The 22,495-nt window shown below is 69.1% G+C and carries 23 protein-coding genes and 1 tRNA gene; 12 read left to right on the top strand and 12 right to left on the bottom strand.

Annotated features, from left to right (window positions below):
* The first annotated feature begins 106 nt into the window (after positions 1–106).
* Positions 107–1,471 (top strand): DUF222 domain-containing protein, encoded by a 1,365-nt coding sequence (locus IPN02_03135; protein MBK9295868.1) that lies wholly within the window; start codon positions 107–109, stop codon positions 1,469–1,471.
* A gap of 18 nt (positions 1,472–1,489) precedes the next feature.
* On the opposite strand, the gene IPN02_03130 is transcribed toward IPN02_03135, so the two are convergent.
* Together IPN02_03130 and IPN02_03125 are read right to left on the bottom strand one after the other, a co-directional pair.
* Positions 1,490–3,022 carry a hypothetical protein gene (locus IPN02_03130; protein ID MBK9295867.1) on the bottom strand — a complete coding sequence of 511 codons (1,533 nt, stop codon included), beginning with the start codon at positions 3,020–3,022 and terminating at the stop codon, positions 1,490–1,492.
* Between the two features lie 70 nt (positions 3,023–3,092).
* Positions 3,093–3,731: an RNA methyltransferase gene (locus IPN02_03125; GenBank protein ID MBK9295866.1), complete on the bottom strand. Its 639-nt coding sequence runs from the start codon at positions 3,729–3,731 to the stop codon at positions 3,093–3,095.
* A gap of 122 nt (positions 3,732–3,853) precedes the next feature.
* Here IPN02_03125 and IPN02_03120 point away from each other — a divergent pair, with 122 nt between their 5' ends.
* From IPN02_03120 to IPN02_03100, 5 genes are all read left to right on the top strand, one after another.
* Positions 3,854–4,252: an aspartate 1-decarboxylase gene (locus tag IPN02_03120; GenBank protein MBK9295865.1), complete on the top strand. Its 399-nt coding sequence runs from the start codon at positions 3,854–3,856 to the stop codon at positions 4,250–4,252.
* A gap of 165 nt (positions 4,253–4,417) precedes the next feature.
* Positions 4,418–5,098, top strand: coding sequence for an RNA methyltransferase (locus IPN02_03115; protein ID MBK9295864.1), 681 nt, complete (start codon positions 4,418–4,420; stop codon positions 5,096–5,098).
* A gap of 34 nt (positions 5,099–5,132) precedes the next feature.
* On the top strand, positions 5,133–6,365 hold the full coding sequence (locus tag IPN02_03110; protein ID MBK9295863.1) for a pyridoxal phosphate-dependent aminotransferase: 1,233 nt from the start codon (positions 5,133–5,135) through the stop codon (positions 6,363–6,365).
* Between the two features lie 49 nt (positions 6,366–6,414).
* Positions 6,415–7,278, top strand: coding sequence for a TIGR03619 family F420-dependent LLM class oxidoreductase (locus IPN02_03105; protein MBK9295862.1), 864 nt, complete (start codon positions 6,415–6,417; stop codon positions 7,276–7,278).
* Entirely contained in the window at positions 7,275–7,691 is a 417-nt protein-coding gene (locus IPN02_03100) for a nuclear transport factor 2 family protein (GenBank protein ID MBK9295861.1), read from the top strand. The genes IPN02_03105 and IPN02_03100 overlap by 4 nt, the downstream gene beginning before the upstream one ends.
* On the opposite strand, the gene IPN02_03095 is transcribed toward IPN02_03100, so the two are convergent.
* Positions 7,646–9,169 (bottom strand): site-specific DNA-methyltransferase, encoded by a 1,524-nt coding sequence (locus tag IPN02_03095; GenBank protein MBK9295860.1) that lies wholly within the window; start codon positions 9,167–9,169, stop codon positions 7,646–7,648. The two genes, IPN02_03100 and IPN02_03095, sit on opposite strands and share 46 nt — an antisense overlap.
* Positions 9,170–9,250: 81 nt before the next feature.
* Complete coding sequence (locus IPN02_03090) at positions 9,251–9,889, bottom strand: hypothetical protein (GenBank protein ID MBK9295859.1); 639 nt, start codon at positions 9,887–9,889, stop codon at positions 9,251–9,253.
* A 118-nt stretch (positions 9,890–10,007) separates the two neighbouring features.
* Here IPN02_03090 and IPN02_03085 point away from each other — a divergent pair, with 118 nt between their 5' ends.
* Both IPN02_03085 and IPN02_03080 read left to right on the top strand, forming a co-directional pair.
* A complete protein-coding gene (locus tag IPN02_03085) occupies positions 10,008–10,562 on the top strand; it encodes a CGNR zinc finger domain-containing protein (protein ID MBK9295858.1) in 555 nt (184 codons plus the stop codon).
* Positions 10,563–10,589: 27 nt separating this feature from the next.
* Entirely contained in the window at positions 10,590–12,758 is a 2,169-nt protein-coding gene (locus IPN02_03080; GenBank protein ID MBK9295857.1) for an AMP-binding protein, read from the top strand.
* A 410-nt stretch (positions 12,759–13,168) separates the two neighbouring features.
* On the opposite strand, the gene IPN02_03075 is transcribed toward IPN02_03080, so the two are convergent.
* From IPN02_03075 to IPN02_03065, 3 genes are all read right to left on the bottom strand, one after another.
* Complete coding sequence (locus IPN02_03075) at positions 13,169–13,306, bottom strand: hypothetical protein (protein MBK9295856.1); 138 nt, start codon at positions 13,304–13,306, stop codon at positions 13,169–13,171.
* 88 nt (positions 13,307–13,394) lie between these two features.
* Positions 13,395–13,480: transfer RNA gene (locus tag IPN02_03070), tRNA-Leu, on the bottom strand.
* Positions 13,481–13,515: 35 nt separating this feature from the next.
* The gene (locus IPN02_03065) at positions 13,516–13,830 is read right to left on the bottom strand and encodes a hypothetical protein (GenBank protein ID MBK9295855.1); all 315 of its coding nucleotides are present in this window, start codon (positions 13,828–13,830) and stop codon (positions 13,516–13,518) included.
* A 161-nt stretch (positions 13,831–13,991) separates the two neighbouring features.
* Between IPN02_03065 and IPN02_03060 the strand changes: the two genes are divergently transcribed.
* From IPN02_03060 to IPN02_03045, 4 genes are all read left to right on the top strand, one after another.
* On the top strand, positions 13,992–15,230 hold the full coding sequence (locus tag IPN02_03060) for a hypothetical protein (protein ID MBK9295854.1): 1,239 nt from the start codon (positions 13,992–13,994) through the stop codon (positions 15,228–15,230).
* A gap of 97 nt (positions 15,231–15,327) precedes the next feature.
* On the top strand, positions 15,328–16,257 hold the full coding sequence (locus IPN02_03055) for an acyltransferase family protein (GenBank protein ID MBK9295853.1): 930 nt from the start codon (positions 15,328–15,330) through the stop codon (positions 16,255–16,257).
* A 1-nt stretch (position 16,258) separates the two neighbouring features.
* The gene (locus tag IPN02_03050; protein ID MBK9295852.1) at positions 16,259–17,332 is read left to right on the top strand and encodes an NAD-dependent epimerase/dehydratase family protein; all 1,074 of its coding nucleotides are present in this window, start codon (positions 16,259–16,261) and stop codon (positions 17,330–17,332) included.
* Between the two features lie 5 nt (positions 17,333–17,337).
* The gene (locus IPN02_03045) at positions 17,338–18,126 is read left to right on the top strand and encodes an enoyl-CoA hydratase (GenBank protein ID MBK9295851.1); all 789 of its coding nucleotides are present in this window, start codon (positions 17,338–17,340) and stop codon (positions 18,124–18,126) included.
* Positions 18,127–18,147: 21 nt separating this feature from the next.
* Here the strand turns inward: IPN02_03045 and IPN02_03040 are convergent, their stop codons facing one another.
* The 5 genes from IPN02_03040 to IPN02_03020 form a co-directional block, all read right to left on the bottom strand.
* Positions 18,148–18,759: a GNAT family N-acetyltransferase gene (locus IPN02_03040; GenBank protein ID MBK9295850.1), complete on the bottom strand. Its 612-nt coding sequence runs from the start codon at positions 18,757–18,759 to the stop codon at positions 18,148–18,150.
* Between the two features lie 17 nt (positions 18,760–18,776).
* The gene (locus IPN02_03035) at positions 18,777–19,763 is read right to left on the bottom strand and encodes a hypothetical protein (protein MBK9295849.1); all 987 of its coding nucleotides are present in this window, start codon (positions 19,761–19,763) and stop codon (positions 18,777–18,779) included.
* The gene (locus IPN02_03030) at positions 19,760–20,296 is read right to left on the bottom strand and encodes a DUF501 domain-containing protein (GenBank protein ID MBK9295848.1); all 537 of its coding nucleotides are present in this window, start codon (positions 20,294–20,296) and stop codon (positions 19,760–19,762) included. The genes IPN02_03035 and IPN02_03030 overlap by 4 nt, the downstream gene beginning before the upstream one ends.
* Positions 20,297–20,547: 251 nt before the next feature.
* A complete protein-coding gene (locus IPN02_03025) occupies positions 20,548–21,549 on the bottom strand; it encodes an ABC transporter permease (GenBank protein ID MBK9295847.1) in 1,002 nt (333 codons plus the stop codon).
* Entirely contained in the window at positions 21,542–22,492 is a 951-nt protein-coding gene (locus IPN02_03020; GenBank protein ID MBK9295846.1) for an ABC transporter permease, read from the bottom strand. The genes IPN02_03025 and IPN02_03020 overlap by 8 nt, the downstream gene beginning before the upstream one ends.
* Positions 22,493–22,495: the final 3 nt, after the last annotated feature.

Below are 22,495 nucleotides of genomic sequence, written 5' to 3'. Positions count from 1 at the left end.
CGCCATCGTCGGCTTGGTTGTCACAGGTGTTGATCAGACTGGTCCCATGGCTTCGATCACAGGTTTCGAGCCGGCCGGGACCGGTCCGGGCGATGGGGGTGGAGCGTTGGCGGCCCTGCGCCGGCGGTTGCGAAGCGATGAGTTGGCGGCCTGCTCGGCGGCCGGTTCGGGGGTGGCCGATCCGGCTGCGGCTGGGGCGTTGGCTCAGGCTGGGTTGGCGATCGATGAGTTGTTTGTGGCTGGGGTCGATCCGGAAGATTCTCGTGATGCGGTCGTGTGGATCGAAGAGCTGGAGCGTCTGGGGCGTCGGGTGGATGCGGCCCGGTCGGTGTTGGTGGAACGGATCCAATCCAAGGTGTTGCACACCGCTGATGGTCATGGGTCGGCCAAGATCATGGTCCGTCATGTCGCTCGTTTGACCGAGGCGGAGGCGTTGGCCCGCTCGAAGACCGCCAGGCTTGGCCGTCATCTGTCGAAGGTGACCGCCGCGTGGAAGGCCGGGGAGGTGTCAACGTGTGCGGTCCGTGCCCTGGGGCGGGTCGATGCGAACCCTCGGGTGATGGCGGCGATGTGTCAACGCGAGGACGAGTTCCTGGCTGATGCCCAAACGATGGGCGCCAAGAGTTTTGCGCACAAGGTGCATCGTTGGGCACGGCTGATCGATGAGGACGGCCCGACCCCGCCGAACGAACGCAACCATGCGAAGCGTGATGTCCGTTTGGTGCAAAACCCGTGGGATCTGTCGTGGGACCTGACCGGGTTCTTCGGCGCTGGGCAGGGTGCTGAGCTGCGGGAGATCCTCGACCGGTATGTCGATGCCGAGTTCAAGGCCGATTGGGAGGCCGCCGTTGCCCGTTTGGGTGAGGAGGTGTTGGCCCGCGGTGGGATTTCAAAGGAGGACCTGGACCGCACCGATGCCCAACGCCGCGCCGACGCCCTCGTGAAAATCTTCCGCGACGCCGCCGCTGCTGACGGCTCCGCGGTGCCCGTCGGCTGGGTGCACAACATCCACTGGTCAGCCGCCGCCTATGAGGAAATGCTCGCAGCGATGGACCACGATCGTGCGCCACGGTTCGATCCGGACACGTTCATGTGTCGCACCGAGGACGGCCACGACGTCGACCCGACCGAAGCCGCAGCGAACAGCCTGCTCCACAAAGTCCGACGGGTGATCGTCAACGCGGCAGGTGTGGTGATCGATTTGGGCCGGGCGCGACGGTTCACCGGATCGGCAAGAACCGCCGCCACCGCCACATATACGCACTGCATCTGGCCGGGATGCCACGCACCCGCCAGCCGCTGCGAGATCGACCACCTCCACGAACACGGCAAAGGCGGCTCGACAACGCAGGCGAACTCGGCTCCGTTGTGCGGCAAACACAACCGCTGGAAACAGAAGGGCTTCCGGATCCAGCGGGACCCGACCGGCAACTGGCACACCACCCGCCCCGACGGCAGCCAACTCGAATGAGCGAACCCCTCGTGGCAGTTACAAGCCGGAGGAAGAGCCACCCGAGCTGGCGTCGGTGGCGCAGCTGGTCAGCTTCAGCTCGTCACCGTTCGCTTGTATCTGGGCTTCGACCGGAGCCTTCTTGGCCCAGTCGTCAAGCCCGTCCTTCAGTTCCTTGGCATCGTCGGCGGAGTCCAGCTTGGAGTCGATGCGCACGCATGCACGGTCGGAGTCGTCCTGCCAGGTCACGAAGCTGTCGCCGGCCCAGCCTTCGGTGCCCGGCGCCGGGTCGTTGAGGCGGAGGCCGTTGGTCAGCAGCGTGGTGAATCCCAGCTGCCCGAAGACGCCCGACTCCACCACCTCGCCGTCGGCCTTCGGCTTTGGCACCTCGACCGAGCCCTCGCTCTTGAGGTACTTCTCTGGGGTCATCACCTCTTCCGACGTGGTCGGCGGCTCGGCGAAGGCGTCGCCGATCGACTGGACGCTCCCGTTGTCGACGATGGCCTCCACCAGGGGCAGTCCCTGGGTGTAGGGCGCCGTCAGCAGCGACAGGATGACGATCGGGATGTCGAAGATCGCCGGGTCCGACCCAGCCTGCAGCTCCTCGGCGGACGCCGCTTGCTGCTCGGACGACGTCATCTGCTCCCGGTAGGCGTCCTCGACGTAGCTGGCCGACCCCTCGGTGAGCACGGTGAACCCATATCCGGTCTCGTCGGTGGCGTCGTCGAGCTTGGGGCGGTCCAAGTTGTAGCGCTGATCATCGAACGCGTGGGTCAGCTCGTGGGCCAACACGGTGCGCACGTACGGGGTGATCTCGGTACCCCGTACCACCATCTCCTTGGTTTCCGGGTCGTAGTAGCCCACCACCCCCAAGCCGAGCGCCGACTTCATCGTCTCGGCCAGGTCGACGTCGGCCGGCAGCAAGCCGAGGGCGTGGTAGAGCACCTGAGCGTCCTCGAGGTCCTCACGCTGCTCGTCGAAGTCGGCCAGCAGGCCCTTTTCGAATTCGGCGTCGTCCTTGAATTCGACGTCGGGGCGCGTTGTGAACTTCGCCCCCCGCGTCTTCTCGATGAAGGCGACCACCTCATCAACGGTGGCCTCGGCGTTCGGATCGGCGTTGGCCGGCGGGCTGGTGGTCGGCGCTGTCGTGTCCGGCTGGGTCGTGCTCGGCGACGCCCCAGGGTCGTCTCCGCCGAGCACCTCGCCCAGGCCACCCGGAGGGGCGGTACTCGGTGGCGGAGAGGCGGTCGTCGGTGCGCTCCGGCGCGGCTGGGCCCCGATCCGGGCCTGCTCGTTGGAGTCGGCCAGCACGATCGCCAGGCCCCCGGCGAGCAGGATGACGGCAACCACTGCCGCAAGCGCTGCGATCAGGGCGCCGGTCGAAGGTCGTCTGGGTTCGCCCTCGGGTGTCGGTGCCGCCCAGGCGGGGGGTGCCTCGGTGGGCGGAACCGCCGAAGCCGCCACCGGCGGTCGGGCCGGAAGCTCTGCGCCGGGCCGCGACCCGCTCGTCCAGCCACCCAAGGGCGGCGTCTCTCCGGTGGGCGGGCCCTGCGGGGCGTTCGGGTCACTCATAGATCACCGGTCATCCTAGGTAGGCATCCACCCGGCGCTTCGGCGTGAGGGTGCTGCGCTGATGGAATGCTCAGCCCGCTGCGCCGGCATGGGCCCGAATCCAGGCGTGCATGGCAATGCCGGCGGCGACCGAAGCGTTGATCGAGCGGGTCGAGCCGAACTGGGCGATCGAATACGTCGCCGTTGCGCCAGCAACCGCCTCGTCGCTGAGCCCTGGGCCCTCCTGGCCAAAGAGCAACACCACCCGCTCGGGCAACTCGAACGATTCCAGCGGTTTGGACGATGGGGTGTTGTCGACGGCGACCACGGCCAGATCGTGCCGGCGAGCCCACGCGAGCAGCTCGCCAACGTCATCGTGGTGGCGCACGTGCTGGTAGCGGTCGGTCATCATCGCCCCACGACGGTTCCAGCGGCGGCGGCCGACGATGTGCACCTCGGCGGCCAGAAAAGCGTTGGCCGTGCGCACGATCGAGCCGATATTGGCGTCGTGCTGCCAGTTCTCGATCGCCACATGAAACGGGTGACGGCTGCGGTCCAGGTCGGCGCGCACCGCTCCGGTGCGCCAGTAGCGGTAGCGATCGACCACGTTGCGCCGGTCACCGTCGCGCAGCAGTTCAGGGTCGAACCACTCCCCCTCCGGCCACGGCTGCGGGTGGGGGCCCACGCCGACCTCGCGTTCGACCGGGTCGGGATGTTCAGCGTCGGCCACGCCGACAGCGTGGTGAGTGCCCGTGCCCGGATGCAACTGCGCCAACGTCTACAATGATTGGACAAGGGGGCGACCCGCTTCGGGCGTCCACCATTGAGTTTCCACCATCGGGAGGAACCACCGTGCGCCGTCGCATGCTCAAGTCCAAGATCCATCGCGCCACGGTGACCGACGCCAACCTGCACTACGTGGGTTCGGTCACGATCGACGTCGAGCTGATGGAGCTGGCCGACCTGCTCAACGGGGAGCAGGTGGCCATCGTCGACATCGACAACGGGGCCCGGCTCGAGACCTATGTGATCGAGGGCGAGCGTGGCTCGGGCACGATCTGTCTCAACGGGGCGGCAGCTCGCCTGGTGCACACCGGCGACAAGGTGATCATCATCAGCTACGCCGAATACGACGAGGCCGAGCTCGAGAACTACGAGGCCACGGTCGTGCATGTCGGCGACCACAACCAGGTGATCCTCGTCGACGACAACCCCGCCGGCGCCGTCCCCGAAAACGTCGCCAACAACTAACGGTGGGGCCGCCGAGTGAGATCGGCGTCGACGATGCCGACGACCCCCGCTTGGCGCCCTATCGACGCCTGACCGACCGGGCGCTGCGCAACGGTTCCTTCGGCGCGGGCGAGCCGGTCGCGGCCCGACGCCCCGCACGGCCGGTTTCTCGCCGAGGGCCACTACGTGCTCGAGCGTCTGATCGCCGTCGGCGCTCCGGTGCTGTCGGTGCTGCTCACCGACCGCAGGGTGGAGGCGGCGCGCAGCTACCTGGCCGGGTACGCCGGTCCGCGATACGTGGTCAGCGAGGCGATGGCATCCCAGGTGGCCGGATTTCCGGTGCACCGCGGTGTGCTTGCGGTGGTGGCGCGCCCGGCTCCGCTCAGCATCGCCGAGCTGGCCGACGGCGCTGCGCTGCTCGTCTACCTCGACGCTTTGACCGACACCGAGAACGTCGGTGCCATCTTTCGCAGCGCCTCGGCACTCGGCGTCGACGGCGTCATCGTCGGGCCTGGTACGGCCGATCCGCTGTATCGGCGCTGCGTGCGGGTGTCGTCGGGGGCCAGCGCCGTGCTGGGGTGGGTGAGCGATCAACACGGCGACGCCCTCGCCCGGCTGGGAGCCTCCGGCTGGCGCCGGGTGGGCCTGTCCCCCGAGGGGCCGACCACCCTGGAGGACCTGGCGCAACGCCCGGCCCAACCGACGGTGCTGATCGTCGGATCGGAGGGTCCCGGCCTGGGTGAGCACGGCAGGTCGGGCTGCGACGAGCTGGTGAGCATCCCGATCGCCGACGGTTCGGACTCGCTCAACGTGGCGGCCACCGCAGCGATCGCGCTCTATCGCCTGTCGATGCGGAAATTGGAGTAGCCGCGGGCACCGTTCCCCCGGCAGCATGGTGGCGATGGCCCACACCAACCTGCGCTGGAAGAAGTCCGACAAGCTGGCCGACGTGCTCTACGACATTCGCGGGCCCGTCCTCGCCGAGGCCCAGCGCTTGGAGGATGAGGGCCACCACATCCTCAAGCTCAACATCGGCAACCCGGCCCCGTTCGGGTTCAACGCCCCCGACGAGATCCAACAGGACTACATCCGCGAGTTGCCCCATGCACAGGGGTACTCCGACTCCAAAGGCATCCTGTCCGCCCGGCGAGCGATCGTGCAGCACTACGAGGAACGCGGCTTCGGCGGCTTCGACGTCGACCGGGTGTACCTGGGCAACGGGGTGTCCGAGCTGATCGCCATGGCGATGTCGGCGCTGTTGAACAACGGCGACGAGGTGCTGATCCCCTCCCCCGACTACCCGTTGTGGACCGCTGCGGTGACGCTGTCGGGCGGTCGCCCGGTGCACTACGTGTGCGATGAGGGCGCCGACTGGGCACCCGACCTGGCCGACATCGAATCCAAGATCACCTCGTCCACGGTTGCCCTGGTGGTCATCAACCCCAACAACCCGACCGGTGCGGTGTATCCGGAGGAGGTGGTGCGGGGCCTGGCCGACATTGCGGCGCGCCACGGGCTGGTGCTGTGCGCGGATGAGATCTACGACAAGGTGCTCTACGACGACGCCAAGCACACCCTGGCCGCAGCGATGGCCCCCGACGTGTTGACGCTGACGTTCAACGGGCTGTCCAAGGCGTACCGGGTGGCGGGATACCGATCCGGGTGGCTGGCGATCTCGGGGCCGGTCGAGCGGGCCACGGACTATCTGTCGGGCATCGACATGCTGGCCAACATGCGACTGTGCGCCAACGTGCCCGCCCAGCACGTCATCCAGACCGCGCTCGGCGGCCGTCAGAGCATCGCAGCGCTCGTTGCGCCGGGTGGCAGGCTCGCCCGCCAGCGCAACGTGGCCCACGACCTGCTGACGTCGATCCCCGGCGTATCGTGCACGATGCCCAAGGGGGCGCTGTACCTGTTCCCCCGGATCGACACGGCGATGTACGGCATCGAGTCCGACGAGCAGTTCGTGCTCGACTTTCTGCGGGCCGAACGCGTGCTGTTGGTGCACGGCACCGGGTTCAACCTGGTCACACCCGACCATTTTCGCATCGTGACCCTCCCGCCCGAGGACACGCTGATCGACGCGCTGGGCCGCCTGGAGCGATTCCTCGGGAGGCGACGCGGCGCACGATGATCGACGCCTGAGGCAGACTGGCGCGGTGCGCTTCAGCCTCGCCCTTGCCATGACCCAGCCCGGCCGCATTGTGGCCCTGTCCAAGGCGGCCGAGGCCGCTGGCTGGCACGGGGTGACCATGCCCGAATCGGTGTTCTATCCGGAGGAGGTGTCGGCAAAGTACCCCTACAGCGCCGACGGCCAGCGCTTCTGGCCCTCCGACGCCGACTGGGTCGATCCGTGGGTGGCGATCCCCGCCATCGCCGCCTCCACGGAGCGCCTCATGCTGGGCACCAACGTCACCAAGTTGGCGCTGCGCCATCCGCTGCTGATGGCAAAAACGGTCGGCTCGGCCGCTGCCATGTTTCCCGGGCGGATCGAGCTCGGCGTCGGGCTCAGCTGGATCCCCGAGGAGTTCGCCTGGCTCGGCCAGGACATGTCGACGCGCGGCGTCCGACTCGACGAGCAGGTCGACGTGATGCGCAAGGTGCTGGCCGGCGGGTGGGTGGAACACCACGGCCGCTTCTACGACTTTGACCGGATGCGCATGGACCCCGCCGCCGAGCCGAGCGTCCCGATCCATATCGGGGGCCATTCCAACGCTGGGCTGCGGCGGGCGCTGCTGCGGGGCGACGGTTGGATCGGAGCACAGGGCGACCTCGCAGCCGTGCGGGAGGTCATCGGACGGCTGGGCGAGCTGCGCGAGCAGTTGGGCGATGACGTGCGGGTGCCGGCGGAGCGTTTCGAGGTGAAGCTGACGCCGATCGTCGCCCCGACCGTCGACGCGATGGAGGAGCTGGCGGCGCTGGGCGTCACCGAGGTGATCACCGTGCCGTGGTACTTCTACGGCGACGACCCCGAGGATCCCAAGGCCCAGGACGAGGCGGTCGCCCGGTTCGGCGACGAGGTGATCGCCCCGATGGCAAAGCGATGAGCGAGCCGTTTGAACACCCCGCTCGGGCGGCGGCACAGGCCTCGATGGCCGCCGTGGCGGCAGGCGACCGCAGCGCTTGGCTGGCGCTGTTCGCCGACAACGCCGTCGTCGAGGATCCGATCGGGCCCTCGATGTTCGACCCCGAGGGCGCGGGCCACCGCGGGCCCGAAGCCATCGCCGCCTTCTACGACACGGTCATCGGCCCGAACCGGATCGACTTCGATATCCGCGAGAGCTATGCCTGCGGTAGCGAGGTGGCCAACGTGGGCACGATCACGACCACCCTCCCCGACGGCAGCCGGGCGATCGTCGAGGGCGTCTACACCTACCGGGTCCGCGATGACGGCCGAATTCTGGCGCTGCGCGCCTACTGGCAGGCCGACGCGATCGTCTTCGAGGCCGCCACCGCCTGAGCGGTCGGGTCGGTCAAACCAGCGGGGTCAGCTCCCGTGCAGTCCAGAACCCCGCCAACGGACCGCCGGGGACGGCGCCGACGGCGCAGTACTGGGCCAGGCGGGCCCGACCGTCCTCGTCGAGCATCTCGATGGCGTCGAAGAAGGCCTTCGGCCCGGCGGCCCGCAACGCCCGGTCGCCCTCGCTCTTGGGTCGGGGCACGCTGGTGGTCAACAGCAGCAACGGAATCGACGGCGTCGCCCCGCGCAGTGCGTGGGCCGAGCGTCTTCCACACCGTGTCGCGGCGCAACAGGCCGCCGCGGTGGGTGGTGTTGGCGCCGGGAACGTCGACGTACCACTCATCGCCGGCCGCATCGGCGACGACAAAGCTGATACTCACCCCCGCCCTGGCGATCCGCTTGTTGGTGGCGACCACCTCAAACCCGGCCCGCTCGAGCACCTCGGCCGCCAGCTTTGCGGCCGCCTTGCCCTCCTGGCCGGCCCGCCGGGCAAAATTGTCGGGTGCAGGGTCATCGGGTGCGGTGGCCGTCTTGGGTGGCGGCGAGGTAGGTGGCGGCTCCGTTGCCTGCCCGTCGAGCTCGGCGACCCGGCTACGGGCGATCTCAACGTAGGCCGGGTCGAGGTCGTAGCCGACATAGCGGCGGCCCAGCGCCGCCGCAGCGACCGCGGTCGACCCGCTGCCCAGGAACGGGTCGAGTACCAGATCGTTCTTGTAGGTGTACAAACGGATGAGCTGCTCGGGTAGCTCGACCGGGAACGGCGCCGGGTGGCCCACCCGCTTGGCACTCTCGGTTGGCATGTTCCACACGTCGAGGGTAAGGGCCATGAAGTCCTCGGTCATCAGGGTGTTTTCGAAGGGCAGGCCTTCGGCCTCGCGCTGGCTGGCGGTGCGGGCCCGGCTGAAGCGGCCCTTGCTGGCGACGATCACCCGCTCGGTGATGTCGCGCAGCACCGGGTTGGCGGCGCTGCGAAACGACCCCCAGGCGCACGAACCGGTGGCGCCCTCCGCCTTCTGCCAGATCAGCTCGCCCCGCAGCAGCAGCCCGAGCTCGGAGAGGATGCCGATGACGTCGGCCGACAGGCTGCGGTAGGGCTTGCGACCGAGGTTGGCGACGTTGACGGCGATGCGACCTCCGGGCTCGAGGGTGCGGACGCACTCGGCGAACACTGAGCGCAGCATGTCGAGGTATTCCAGGTACGAGGCGGGCACACCGTCCCGCTCCAACTCCTCCTCGTACTGCTTGCCGGCGAAGTACGGCGGCGAGGTGACGACGAGGGCCACCGAGCCGTCCGTCACCTGGGCCATGTTGCGGGCGTCGCCGCAGACGAAGGGCTCGGCCACCGGCTCGGGGGCGAGCACGGTGTCGTCGTCGGACAGCTCGGGGGTGCTGAAGCGCTCGTAAAAGGCCGACGCGTCGTGGGCCTCACGGGCACCCGAGCCGAAGTTGGATGTCGACGTCCGGCGCCGCTCCTTCATTGCTGTCTCCTCACGCGAACTGCTCACGGCGCGTTCGGAGGATCGTACCCGGTGGGGGCTCGGTCGAACACACGCGCGAGTTCAGGGGACCAGCGTGAGGAGCTCGGCGTCGGTGTCGACAACGGTCGGCTGACGGGTGGAGAGCCGGGCGAGGCGTATGAGGATGACGAGGGACATCGTCAGCCCACCTCCTCCGCCGACCACCAGCGCCGCGTCGCCCTGGTTGACGCCGTAGACCAGCCAGACGGCGGCCTCGGTGCCGGCCATCGCCCAGGTGGTCGGCGAGACGCCGTCGAGCCGGTCGGAGCGGAGCGCGGTCAGCGCCGCCGGTGCGAACTGCACGGCGTAACACAGCCCGACCACCACGCCGGCGGTCGCCCATCCGTCCAGGATCAGCGCCGGCAGGGGCACGATGCCGACGCCGACCATCCCGGTGACGCAGCCGCGCAGCGACGTCGTGCCGTTGATCCCGGCGTACTGCGCCGTCATCACCAGGTAGAGCAGGAACGCCACCGCCGACACCGGGATGATGCCCCACAGCCCGCTGGCCAAGCCGTAGGCCACCCACCACAGGTTCATCGCCAGGCCCACCCCGATCCACGACGCCGAGATCCCCCGGGTGTTGCGATACCGACGGAGCCGCACCACCTGCGGCACGATCATGCCGGCGCCCATGATGTTGGCCACGACCAACATGGACGACAAAACGATGGGCGACATACATACCTCTCGGAGGGGTCAAGATGTAAGGTGCTAACGACGGTTAGCCCTCAGAATAGCGTCAGGGTCTACCACGGGTTCACGCCTCACGTCGACCATCTCCCCGGGGACACCCATCATGGAACTCGCTTCAGCCACCCAGTCCGAGATTCGCCTGACCATCGAGGTCGCCTTCCAACTGGCCAACGCGCTGGCCGACGGCGCCCTCGACGTTCGGCGCACGTTGGACGACGCCGGTTTCAGCCGCGCCGCCGACGCTTCGGCCGCCTCGATCTATCGCATGATCACCCGCCTCAACGACCTCACCCCCCTCCTCGTCGAACTCCACCGGCTGGAGACAACCGCTGCGTCCAAGCGCATCAACGAGCAGCTCACCGAGCTTCCGATCGCCCCGTCGATCTCCGAGCACGACGGCCTGCCCGCCCACATTCACTGGACTCCCACCACGGCGACGTTCGACGACCAGGTGATCTCCGACATCGTCATGGCACTGGCCCAGGAGGTGTGCGAGCGCGGCACCGCCCGGTTTGGCCAATGTGACGCCTCGGGATGCGACTGGCTGTTCTATGACACCACCCGCAACCGGTCGCGCCGGTTCTGTTCCGATCCCCGCTGCGCCAGCCGCACCCACACCGCCGACCATCGGGCCCGTCGCCGCGCCAACGCCAGGTAGCGTCCACCACGGGGAAGGGAGCAGCTCATGGCCGTGCTGTTGGATCAGATCGTTGCGGAGCATCGCGACGAAAACGCGATCGTCGACAGCCGTGGTGCCACCACCTGGGGCCAGCTGAACGAACGGGTCGAGCGGCTGGTGCATGCGCTGCGCGACCGGGGGCTGACATCGGGCGACTGCGTGATGGCGATGCTGGGCAACCAGGCCGAGGCGATCGAGGTGGCGCTCGCCTGCGCCCACGGCGGCTGGCTGCTCGTGCCGGTCAACTGGCACTGGGTGGCCGACGAGGTGGCCTATGTGCTCGGCGACACCGCCGCAGCGGCCATCGTCGTCGACCGTCGTTGGATCGACGTGGTCGCCGACGCACTGGTGGCCGAGCACGCCAACCGACCCGGGGCGTTGATCGTCGTCGACGGGACCGCCGACGGGTTTGAGGACTACCGACGGGTCGTTGCCTCGGGCGCACCGGGCGAGATCGCCGACGCTGAGCGGGGCGGCCCGATGTTCTATACGTCGGGCACCACCGGCCGGCCCAAGGGCGTCCGGTCGGCGCTCGGCGCAGTCGGCGGCCCGCCGGAGGTGTTGACGCTGATCGCCCATGCGCTGGCGCCGGCGATGGAACTCTCGACCGCCGACGGCGGCACGCAATTGGTGTGCGGGCCGATCTATCACTCGGCCCAGTGGGTGTTCGCCCACTTCGCCCTGATCTGTGGCGACACGGTGGTGCTCCAGCACCGCTTCGACGCCGGAGAGTTGCTCGCGTTGATCGACGAGCATCACGTCACCAACACCCACCTGGTGCCGACGCAGATGATGCGGCTGATCGAGCTGCCCCGTACCCGGTGGGAGTCGTTCTCCGGCGCCTCATTGCGTTCGATCATCCACGGCGCCGCCGCCTGTCCGCCCCAGTTGAAGCGGGACATGATCGAGGCGGTCGGGCCGATCGTCACCGAGTACTACGGCGGCACCGAGGGCGGCTTCATCTCGGTGATCACCGCCGAGGAGTGGCTCGAGCGGCCGGGCAGCGTCGGCAAGGCCCTGCCCAGTTTCGAGCTGGCCCTGCTCGATGACCGGGGTGAGCCGGTGCCCCAGGGCCAGCCCGGCCAGGTGTGGTTCCGCAGCCTGCTCGGTAGCGATTTCGAGTACCACAACGCGCCGGAGAAGACGGCGTCGGCGCACCGCGACGGCTTCGGCACCCTGGGCGACGTCGGCTGGGTGGACGAGGACGGGTACCTGTATCTCTCAGGCCGCACGATCGACATGATCGTGTCGGGCGGGGTCAACATCTACCCCGCCGAGATCGAGGCGGTGCTGGCCGACCACCCGGCGATCGCCGACGTCGCCGTGTTCGCCGTGCCGGACGACGCTATGGGCGAGTCGGTGCATGCAGCCGTGTCGCTCACCGATGGTTCGAGGTGGAGCGAAGAGACGGAGGCCGAGGCGGTGGCGTGGTGTCGGAAGCGGATGGCCGGCTACAAGTGCCCGCGCAGCTTCGAGACCCACGACGCGCTGCCCCGCTCGGCCGCCGGCAAGTTGCTCAAGGCGCCGTTGCGCGCCGCCTGGTGGGACGATGCGGAGAGCCCTGCCGAGTATTGGGAAGGCAAGTATCTCGAACGCCCCCAGCTGTGGAGCGGCAAGGTGAACCCAGTGCTGGCCGCAAACGCCGCCGAGCTGACGCCCGGGCGGGCGCTCGATCTGGGATGCGGCGAGGGCGGCGATGCGCTGTGGCTTGCCGAACAGGGCTGGGACGTGACCGCCGTCGACATCTCCCGGACCGCCCTCGATCGCGGCGCGGCGCAGGCCGACGCACGAGGGCTGGCCGACCGGATCGACTGGCAACGACACGAGCTGGGCGACTCGTTCCCCGAGGGCAACTACGACCTGGTGTCGGCGCAGTTCCTCCATTCGGCGGGTGCGCTGGCCCGAACCGACATCCTGCGCCGAGCCGCCGGCGCAGTGGCCCCCGGGGGCACGCTGCTGATCGTGAGCCATGCCGAGTTCCCCCCGTGGGCCGAGGTGTCCGAGGATGCGCCAGGTTTGCCCGAGCCGGCCGACGACCTGGCCGACCTCGACGTCGACCCCACCGACTGGGACGTGCAGCGCTGCGACACCGCCGAGCGTCAGGCAACCGGGCCCAACGGCCAGGAGGCAACCCTGGTCGACGGCGTCATCGCCTTGCGGCGTCGTACAAGCTGAGGGACCGGCCTGGTGGGGCCGATCAGGGTTGCGCCATATCGAGGCGCAGCGCCGCTACTTTGAGTCGGTCGCCCCCTCTGCCCGGCGGTTGCTGGCGCAGGTGGGAGCGCCGCGGGTGCAGGAGATCACCGGCCTCACGCCGGCGGTCGCTGTTCAGCAGCGCGGTGGATCGCCCAGCTCCCGACCGACGGTCGGGTGATCGCGACCGGCTTACCGAGCCGGGTCGCGTCGGACTCCAACAGCGTCACCGGGCCATTCCTCGCCGCACGCCTGTCGCGTGTCAGGGGCGCTCGGTGAGCCGGTCGGTCTGCAGGTAGGCCCGATCGCGCCGGTGGCCAGGCCCAATGACGGGCCTGGCCACCGCAACGACCGGAGCCGTCGCCGCCGCTAGCGGCGGGTTGACTCGCCGGTTAACCCTTCTTCTTGCCCTTGCCCTTCTTCTTGCCCTTGGCCTTGGCCTTGAGCTTGTCGGCCTTCTTCTCCAGCTTCTTGAGCTCGGCCTTGGCCTCGCCCTTCTTGCCCTTGCCGTCGGACTTCTTCTTCGCCATATCGGCTTCCTCCAATGTCGTATGGCTAGGTGAGTCTAGAGGCCCCGTATGAATCATGCATCCGAAACCGCATGGCAGTGCTCCAGTGTGCCCGGGGCGGGATTCGAACCCGCACGGAGAGTGAACTCCCAGGGGGTTTAAGCCCCCTGCGTCTGCCAGTTTCGCCACCCGGGCCAGGCGGCCAACCGTACCGCCCGGCGAGACGCCGCTCAGGCGGCGGCCCGGTCGGTCGCGGTACCGGTGGCCGCCGCCCACAACACCCGTCGCCAGTGGGCGGAGGCGCGGGCATCGAGCGCATTGACCGCCAACACGCCGTCGATCAGGTCGGCACACACCGCCGCCTCGGGGCGGCCACCCAGCCGAATGGCCACCACCGGGCTGCCGTCCGGGCGGCGCTTGAGCGTGCGGTCGAGGCCGGGCGTGGCCGGCGGACTGCGAAACACGGGAACGGCGAGGCCACCGCGTCGGGCCTCCGCCGCCACCCGGCGGCTGGTTCGGGCGAAATCAAGCGAGGTCACGTTCACGAAAGCCATCATGGCGATCCGCTGTGACACTCAAGCCTGCGACCACGGACGAGACCTCGTGCTGAACAACACTGCGCGCATATCCTCTGCGATTGGAAGTCGGCGCGATGCGGCTCCAGCGGTGAGCGTCGCGATTTCATGATTCAAGGGCGGTACAGACGATGCAGGCACTCCCCCGGGCTCGACGGGGCCGCACCCTCGCGGCCCTGGGCGCAACCACCCTGTTGCTGCTGTCGACCTCGTGCTCGAGGAGCAAAGTGCGGGTCGAACGGGTGGAGCGCCAGGTGCAGCTCGACGCCGACGGGCGAGTGGTCGACAGCTCGGCCAGCTCGACGACGTTCATCGAGGACGACGCAGGATCGACCACGACGAACAAGACACCCAAGGCGCCACCGCTCACCGAGGACCTGGCCACCGACGGCACGGCGGCGGTCGACTGCGGGCAGGGCGCCAGGAAGGTCGAGCTGACCGACGGCGGCGCCGGTACCAAGTTGGCCGACGGCACGAGCGTGCAGATCGAGCGGGTCGGCACCGCCCGCCTGGACGACTTCGACGGGGACGGCTTGGACGACCTGGCGGCCGCCTATCGATGCAGCGAGGGTCAGGAGCAGGTGGCGCTGTCGCTCAGCTTCTGGCACGCCTCGGCAAAGGAGCCAACGCTCTCCGCCGTGTCGGTCGCACCGATCGAGCGGACCTCGACCGTGATCATCCCCGAGGCGACCGGTGACCGTCGGGTCGGCGTGTCGGTGCTGGCTCCGGACGCGCAGACACAGGATCCGCAGGGCCAACAGACCGTGCGCCAGGTGCAGGCCATCGTCGGCGGCGGTCGCTTGAAGCTGGTGTCCGACAAGCCCCCGACGAGTGTCGATGGCGGCGAATCCCTGCCGGTCACCGAGTTTCCCGATCGCCTCGACCTCACCGCCGCCGGCCTTGGCCCGCTGCGCCTCGGCGCCACCGAGGGCGAGCTGACCGAAGCGCTGTCGCTGGTCGTCTCTCAGGTGCAGTACCCAGCGGTGCCACCCTGCTTCGTCGGCGTCGAACGGGTGCTGCAGGTCGGACCGATCTATTTCGGGCTGGCCCAAGACAAGCTGCGGTCCATCTGGGTGACCGGGGCCTCGCTGACCACGACCGAGCGCGCCATCCCCATCGCCGTCGCGCCCGGGCCGGGTATCTCGGTGCTGACCGTCGGTGCAGTCATCGACGCGTCCAACCCGCCAGCGGGGCTGTCGGTGCTCGGCTTCGGCGAGGACTGGGTGGGGCTGGGCGCCACCGCACCGCCAAGCACCGTGTCGCTGGCGGCCGAAGCGGAGGCTCCCGGGGCCTTCGGCCGCAACGTCAGCGGCTTCGGTCTCGCCGAGCGGGTCTGTTTGAGGAGCGACTTCGCCGGCGCCCCTGGCTGACCCGAGCACGTCGCGGCACGGCGGCGCCCCCTCTATGCTGAGCTGATGACCCTCCCGGCGGGACCCAACTTCAACCGCTGCCCGACCGGCGCGCATCATGGCTGAGCGCCCCGGCGATCGGCCCGAGGCACCGGTGGTGTCGCTCGCCGAGAAACGGCATCAACATGTCGACGACCCGCTGACCGCCGGGCGGGAACTGGTGCACGTGCCGACGACCGAGAAGGCGATGGCACCCGACGACGACCCCCGCCTCGGCGACGTGGACGAATGGGGCCGTTCCGAACGAATGCGCGGGTTGGTCCGCAAGGCGTTTGACCCGGTCTACCGCCACTACTTCCGGGCGGAGTGGGAGGGGCTTGAGCACATCCCCACCGATGGTGGTGCCCTGCTGGTGGCCAACCACGCCGGCGCTGTGCCCTCCGATGCCCCGGTGATCATGCACGGCATCGAGACCGAGCTCGAACGCCCGGTCTACGGGCTGGCCGACAACTTCTTCCGCAAAATCCCCGTCGTCGGCACCCTGTGGTCGCGGGCGGGGGGACTGCCCGCCCACCCGGACAATGCCTACCGGCTGCTCAACGGACAGGGTCAGCTGGTGCTGGTGTTCCCCGAGGGCGTCAAAGGCACGTCGAAGACGATCGGCAACCGCTACAAGCTGGCCCGCTTCGGACGGGGCGGGTTTGTCGAGATCGCCATGCGGGCGGGGGTGCCGATCATCCCGATCGCCGTCATGGGCAACGAGGAGGCCAACCCGATCCTCTGGAGGCTTCCGGGGGCCAAGATGCTCGGCGTGCCGTACCTGCCGGTGACACCCCAGAGCCTCGTGCTCGGGCCGCTCGGCACGCTGGTGCCGCTGCCGGCCAAGTTCAAGCTGCGGGTGTTGCCGCCGGTCACCTTCGACGTGCCGCCGTCTCAGCACCGCTACTCCCGCACCCGCATCATGGACGGCTCCCAAGAGATCCAGGGCAAGATTCAAGAGGCCCTCTACGAGATGGCCGCCGAACGACGGAACTGGTGGGGTGGCTGACGTGGCGAAGCGAACCGGACCGTCCAACGTGCTGATCACCGGCCTGAGCAGCTTCTGGGGCGGGCGCGTGGCCAAGGCGCTCGAGGCCGACGACCGCGTCGACTACATCGTCGGCCTCGACGTCGAGGAACCGACGATCGAGCTGGAGCGGACCGAATACGTCCGCACCGACCAGAACTATTCGATGCTGTCCCGGATCGTCGAGGAATGCGGCATCGACACGATCCTGCACACGTTCCTGATCGTCGACCCGACCCAGTCGACCAGCCGCCTGATGCACGAGATCAACGTGATCGGCACGATGAACCTGTTCGCTGCCGCCAGCGCCCCCGGTTCGACGGTGCGCACCGTCGTGGTCAAGAGCTCCGCCATGGCCTACGGGACCGCACCCGAGGATCCCACCTGGTTCACCGAGAACACGCCCCGCAGCCGCAGCCCGAGCTCCAACGTCGAGCGGTCGATCGCCCAGGTGGAGGGCTACGTGCGGGACTTCAACCTCGACAATCCCGAGGTGGCGGTGTCGATGCTGCGCTTCGCCAACGTGCTGGGCGCCGACATTCGCACCCCGCTGACCCGGGCCCTCGAGTTGCCCGTCGTTCCGGCGGTGTTGGGCTTCGACCCCCGCCTTCAGTTCGCCCACGAGGACGATGTGGTCAGTTCGATCCTGTTTGCGATGAACCATCGGCTGGCCGGCACCTACAACGTCGCCGGCGACGGCCTGCTGCCCTGGAGCGAGGTGATCTCGATGGTCGGCAAACGCCCGGCCTTCCTCCCGGCGATCGGCGCCGACCTGGCCACCTGGCCGCTGCAGCGGCTCAACCTGCTCGACCTGCCCCCCGCCTACCTGGCGCTGCTGCGCTACGGGCGGGGCATCGACAACTCCAAGCTGAAAGCAGCCGGATTCGGCTACGACTACACATCGGCCCAGGCGGTCGACAGCTTCGTCCGGGCCCTGCGCTTGCGACGCACGATCGGGCGTCACCGGCCGAAGTATCGCTACGAACGCGACGTCGAGCAGTTCTTTCGCCACTCCCCGGCGGTGCTGCGCAACCGCGTGGCCCCAAGCGAGGAGTAGGCGAGGTGGACGACACCGAGGCTCGCCCGCTGGTGCGCGTCGAGCGGCGCGATCACGTGGCTGTCCTCACCCTCGACGACCCACGCCGCGCCAACGCCTTCACGCTCGCCATGTGCGATCAGATCAACGTGGCGGTCGACGCATTGGAGTCCGACCCGGATGTGTCGGCCCTGGTCGTCACCGGGGCCGGGCCCGTTTTCTGCGCCGGCGCCGACCTGTCGTCGCTCGGCGACTCCCGCGAGCACGGGCTGCGCGCCATCTACGACGGCTTTCTGCGCATCGCCCGCTGTTCATTGCCGACGGTGGCCGCAGTCAACGGCGCCGCAGTCGGGGCCGGGATGAACCTGGCGCTGGCCGCCGACGTCCGGATCGTGTCGCCGTCGGCCCGCTTCGACACCCGCTTCCTCACACTGGGTATCCACCCCGGCGGAGGCCACAGCTGGATGCTGCGGAGGGCGGTCGGCCACCAGAACGCATCGGCAATGATGCTCTTCGGCCAGGTACTTGAGGGCGAGGAGGCCGAACGGCGAGGGCTGGCGTACCACTGCGTCGAGGCGGGCAGCCTGACCGACGCCGCCGTCGAGTTCGCCGCAGGTGCGGGCGCCGCCCCCCGGGAGCTGCTGATCCGCGCCACCGACACGCTGCGCACGATCGACACCGCCGCCACCCACGACGAGGCGGTCGAACGCGAGCTGGTCACCCAGCTGTGGTCGATGGACCAGGGCGACTTCGCCGAGCGGCTGGCCGCGCTGTCGAAACGAATCCGGGTCGACCCGCCGACAGCGGCCGACTGACCCGACGATCCGAGGGGGCGCTCACCAGACCCAGGTGCTGAGCAACTCCTCGCGCCGACCGACCCAGTCCTCAGACAACAGTGCGAAACGCTGATGGTCCTCCCAGGCGCCGTTGATCTCCAGCATGCCCCGGGTGATGCCCTCGCACGGGAGGTCCAGCTTCTCCATCACCCGCAGGCTGGCGGCGTTGCGGGGTAAAACCCCGGCCTCCACGCGATGCAACGCCAGGTCCTCGAACGCGAAACGCAACGCGAGCACCACGCCCTCGGGCACCAGCCCCCGCCCGGCGCACTGCCGATCGACCCAGTAGCCGAGCAGGGCTGTCTGGGCCGGCCCGCGCCGAATGTTGGACAGGTTGACCTCGCCGGCAAAGCCATCCTCGTGAAACAGGCCGAACCCGTAACCGGTGCCCAGCTCGATCTCGCGCATCCTGGCGGCACAGCGGGCGGCGAAGGCCCCCCGATCCTCGGTCGGGTCCAGCTGGCCCGACGGAACGATCGGCTCCCAGGGCGTCAGCCAATCTGCGGAGCGACGGCGCACGGTGCGCCAGGCCTCGAAATCGTGGTTGGTCAACACCCGAAGGGTGACGTGCCGACCGACGAGCACCGCGGTTCCCCGACGCTTGGCGGTCACCGACCAACGGGCCACGGTCAGGCCCTGTCGGCGGCCACGTCACCGGAAAGGGCCCGCGAGGCCAGGGCGTCGCGCACCGACCCGGTCGACACGACGCAGTCGGCGAAGCCCATGCGCCGCATGATCGTGACCAGGATGCAGCACCCGGCGACGATGAAGTCGACCCGCTCGGCCGGCAGCCCCGGATTGTGTCGCCGGTCGTCGGCCGACTCGGTGGCCATCGTGCGGAACACGTCCTCCACCTGCGCTTTGGACAGGCGCAGGCCGTGCAGCGCCCGTTCGTCCCACCCGCCCAGCTCGACCGCCCCGACCGTCTCGGCGGTGCCGGAGACGATCACCAACGTGGCCGCCCCGCCGAGTGCCGCCTCGTCGCTGAGCGCCTCGTCCAGCGTGGCCTCGGCGACCGACAGGCAGTTGGACAGCTCCTCGGGCAGGGGTGGGTCGCTCGGCAGGTACCGCTCGGTGAAGCGCACCGAGCCCATCTGCAACGACACCGAGGCGGTGAGTTCGGGACCGGGCTGTGCCAGGGTGCCGACCGCCAGCTCGGTCGACCCGCCACCGATGTCGACGACGAGGACCGGCCCGTCGAGGGTGGCCTCCAGTCGATCCGCCGCCGGGTCGAGCGCCGCCGTCAAGGCGCCCTCGAAGGTGAGGAAAGCCTCGTCGTCGCCGCTGATCACCCGGGGCAGGGCGCCGAGCACTGCGCCCGCCCGCTTGAGAAACTCGGCCCCGTTGGCCGCATCGCGGCTGGCCGAGGTGGCCGTGGCCACGGTCAGGTCGGCCCCGGCGTCCGCAGCGGCGGTGGCGACCTCGCCAAGCACGGCGAGCGCCCGACCGATCGCCTCCTCCGACAACGAGCCCCGGACGTCGAGCCCCTCGCCCAGGTGCGTGTAGTAGGTGCGCCGAACCGGCGCCGCGTCCGGCACCAACAGACAGGTGTTGACCGTGTTGGTGCCGATGTCGACGGCCATGACGCAACGGGGTGTCTCTGCTCGCTCGCTCATCGTTCACCTTCCATGGGTTCGGGCCAGCCGACCCGGCCGGACGGGCCGATCAGCTCCACGCTCCGGCCTCGCTCGACCAGCCGCCGGGCCACCCAGGCGCCCGTCGGATCCTCGCCGCCCGCCAACCACCAGGCCAGGTGGGCGTGCAAGCACTTGCCGCCCCGGCGGGTGCCGCCAACGCCCCCGCTGGGACGAGGGCCGCCATGGCCCGCCGGCATGGCGGCGTCGCGCAGGGCCTCGTAGCGACTGTGGGCCACTGCCATGGCGTCCACACCCACTTCGTCCTCGGCCTGTCGCACCCCGCCCTCGGCCTCGATCGTGCCAACGCTGCGGTTGAGGTCCGGGTCGACCAGCCACCAGCGGGTGGGCATGGGGCGGCCGTCGGGCAGCACCGGTTCGTTTTCGATCACCGCCGGCGTGCCGCCGGGGCGCCGGACGACCACCTCGAACGCTCCCTGGGGGCGACGGCCGAGCAGCTCGGCCACCGCCGCCACATCATCGCCAGAGGCGGGGGGGTCGACCTCGGGCGTCACGGCGCCGGGGTGGGGTCGTCGCGTCGGCCGAAGTAGGCCACGAGCGCCGCGACGACGGCGAGCACGCCGGACGTTGCCAGGGCCCGCCGCAACGGCGATGGGGCAATCAACTCGGGATCTGAAACAACCACGTCTACTCCGAAGCGGGAAGGCTCAGACTACCGGGCCGTGCCCGCTCGGGGGCTCCGTCGAGTGGGCCGGCGATCAGGCTGCGTCACCGCCGACGGCCACAACAGCACCGCCTTCGGCGGCTACAACACAGAATCGCGAATATCGAAGCGGCGACGGATCACGTCGCCCAGGTAGTTCAACGTCAGCACGGTCAAAAAGATGAACAGCGACGGTCCGAAGATGATCCACGGCTGATCGAGGTTGATTGCGTTGCGGTTGGCGGCGATGATCGAACCCCACGACGTGGCCGGCGAGGACACGCTGGCCCCCAGCAGGGCCAGGCCGCCCTCGGCGACGATGGCGACGCCGACGCCGAGCAGCCCGATCACCAGCATCGAGGGCAGCACGTTGGGCAGGATTTCCCGCCACATGATCCGCAACGGCTTGGCGCCCATCGCCTTGGCCGCCGTCACAAACTCGCGGTCGGCCACCGCCAGCGTCGAGGCGCGCGCGATCCGGCCGAGCACCGGGATCGACACCACGCCCAGCGCACCGGCCAGCACGAAGATGCGCCGCGTGGGGTTGACCAGATCGGGGTCGGCAGGGTCGAACGCGGCGACGAGCGCCAGCGCCAAAATGATGGCGGGGATGGCCAGGAACGTATCGAAAAAGATCGACAACACCGTATCGACCTTGCCACGCAGGTACCCGGCGAAAATGCCCATCGTCCCGCCGATCACCATGCCGACCGACACGGCGACGAACCCGACCAGCAGCGAGACCCGGCCCCCGTAGAGCGTGAGGCTGAAGACGTCCTTGCCGATCTTGTCCAGCCCGAACGGGTGGCTGAGGCTGGGCCCGAAGTAGGGCTGGCCGGCGGCGTCGACCGGGATGTCGACCGTCTCGGTCGTCGTCGGGATCGGCAGGTAGGGGGCAAGGATCGCCCCGCCGACGACGAAGACGATCCAGGCCATCGCCAGGATGGCCGCCGGCCCGAACCGGCGCTTCTTGACGGGTGAAACGATGTCCTCCACCTCGGACGGAAACCCAAAGTCTGGTGCGGGTACGACCGCCCCGGGGGTGAGCACCGCCGGCATGCTGCCGATGGCGGACGGGATTTCGGAGGGCGTTGGCTCAGGCACGTCGTATCCTCGGGTCGACGACGGTGTAGGCCAGGTCGACGAACACGTTCACCGCCACGTACAGCACGGCGAAGATCGCCACGATCGACTGCACCGCCACCAGCTGGCGACCACCGATCGCGCTGGCGGCCAGCAGGCCCATGCCCGGCAGCTGGAAGACGACCTCGATCACGAGTGCGCCGCCGATCAGCGTGCCGATGTTGAGGCCGGCTGCGGTCAGCAGCGTGATCGAGCTGGGCCGCAATGCATGGCGCCACAGGATGCGCTGCGTGCTGATGCCCTTGGCCCGGGCCATCGTGATGAAGTCCTGTTGCAGGGTGGCGATCATGTCGGCCCGCAGCAACCGGGCGTAGATCGCCACCTGGCCCAGCGCCAGGCTGACCGCCGGCAGGAACATGAACTGGAAGTTGGTTACCGGGTCCTCCCACAGCGGGACATACCCGCCGCGGGTGCGAAACAGCCCCATCTTGAAGCGCACGTAGTACGACAACATGAAGCCGAGCACGAAGGCGGGCAGGGCCAGGAACAGGAACGAGCTGGACGAGATCACCCGGTCCAGCCAGCCGCCCGCCCTGTAGGCCGCGGCGACGCCGAGCGGGATCGCCAGCCCCAGGGCGATGATCTGGGCATACACCATCAGCGTCAGGCTGACCGGCAAGGCGTCGGCCACCTGGGTCGACACCTCGGTGGACGACGTGGGGCCCGAGTAGGTCTTGCCCAGGTCGCCGGTGACAAACCCACCCAGCCAGTTGACGTAGCGCACCGGCAGCGGATCGGAGATGCCGAGCTCGTCGGCGATCTCGGCCCGTTGCTGATCGCTGGCAAAGGGCGCCACCACGGCGGCGGGATCGCCGGGCAGAAAGCTGACCAGCAGCGACGCGAACAGCGTCACCAGGAACAGCACCACGACGAGACGCCCCAGCCGGGGCAGCAACGACCTCACCGA

This window comes from Candidatus Microthrix subdominans (genome assembly GCA_016719385.1).
GTDB lineage: Bacteria > Actinomycetota > Acidimicrobiia > Acidimicrobiales > Microtrichaceae > Microthrix > Microthrix subdominans.
Note: the sequence above shows the minus strand (reverse complement) of the source record. Positions and strands in the feature narration are given on the sequence as shown.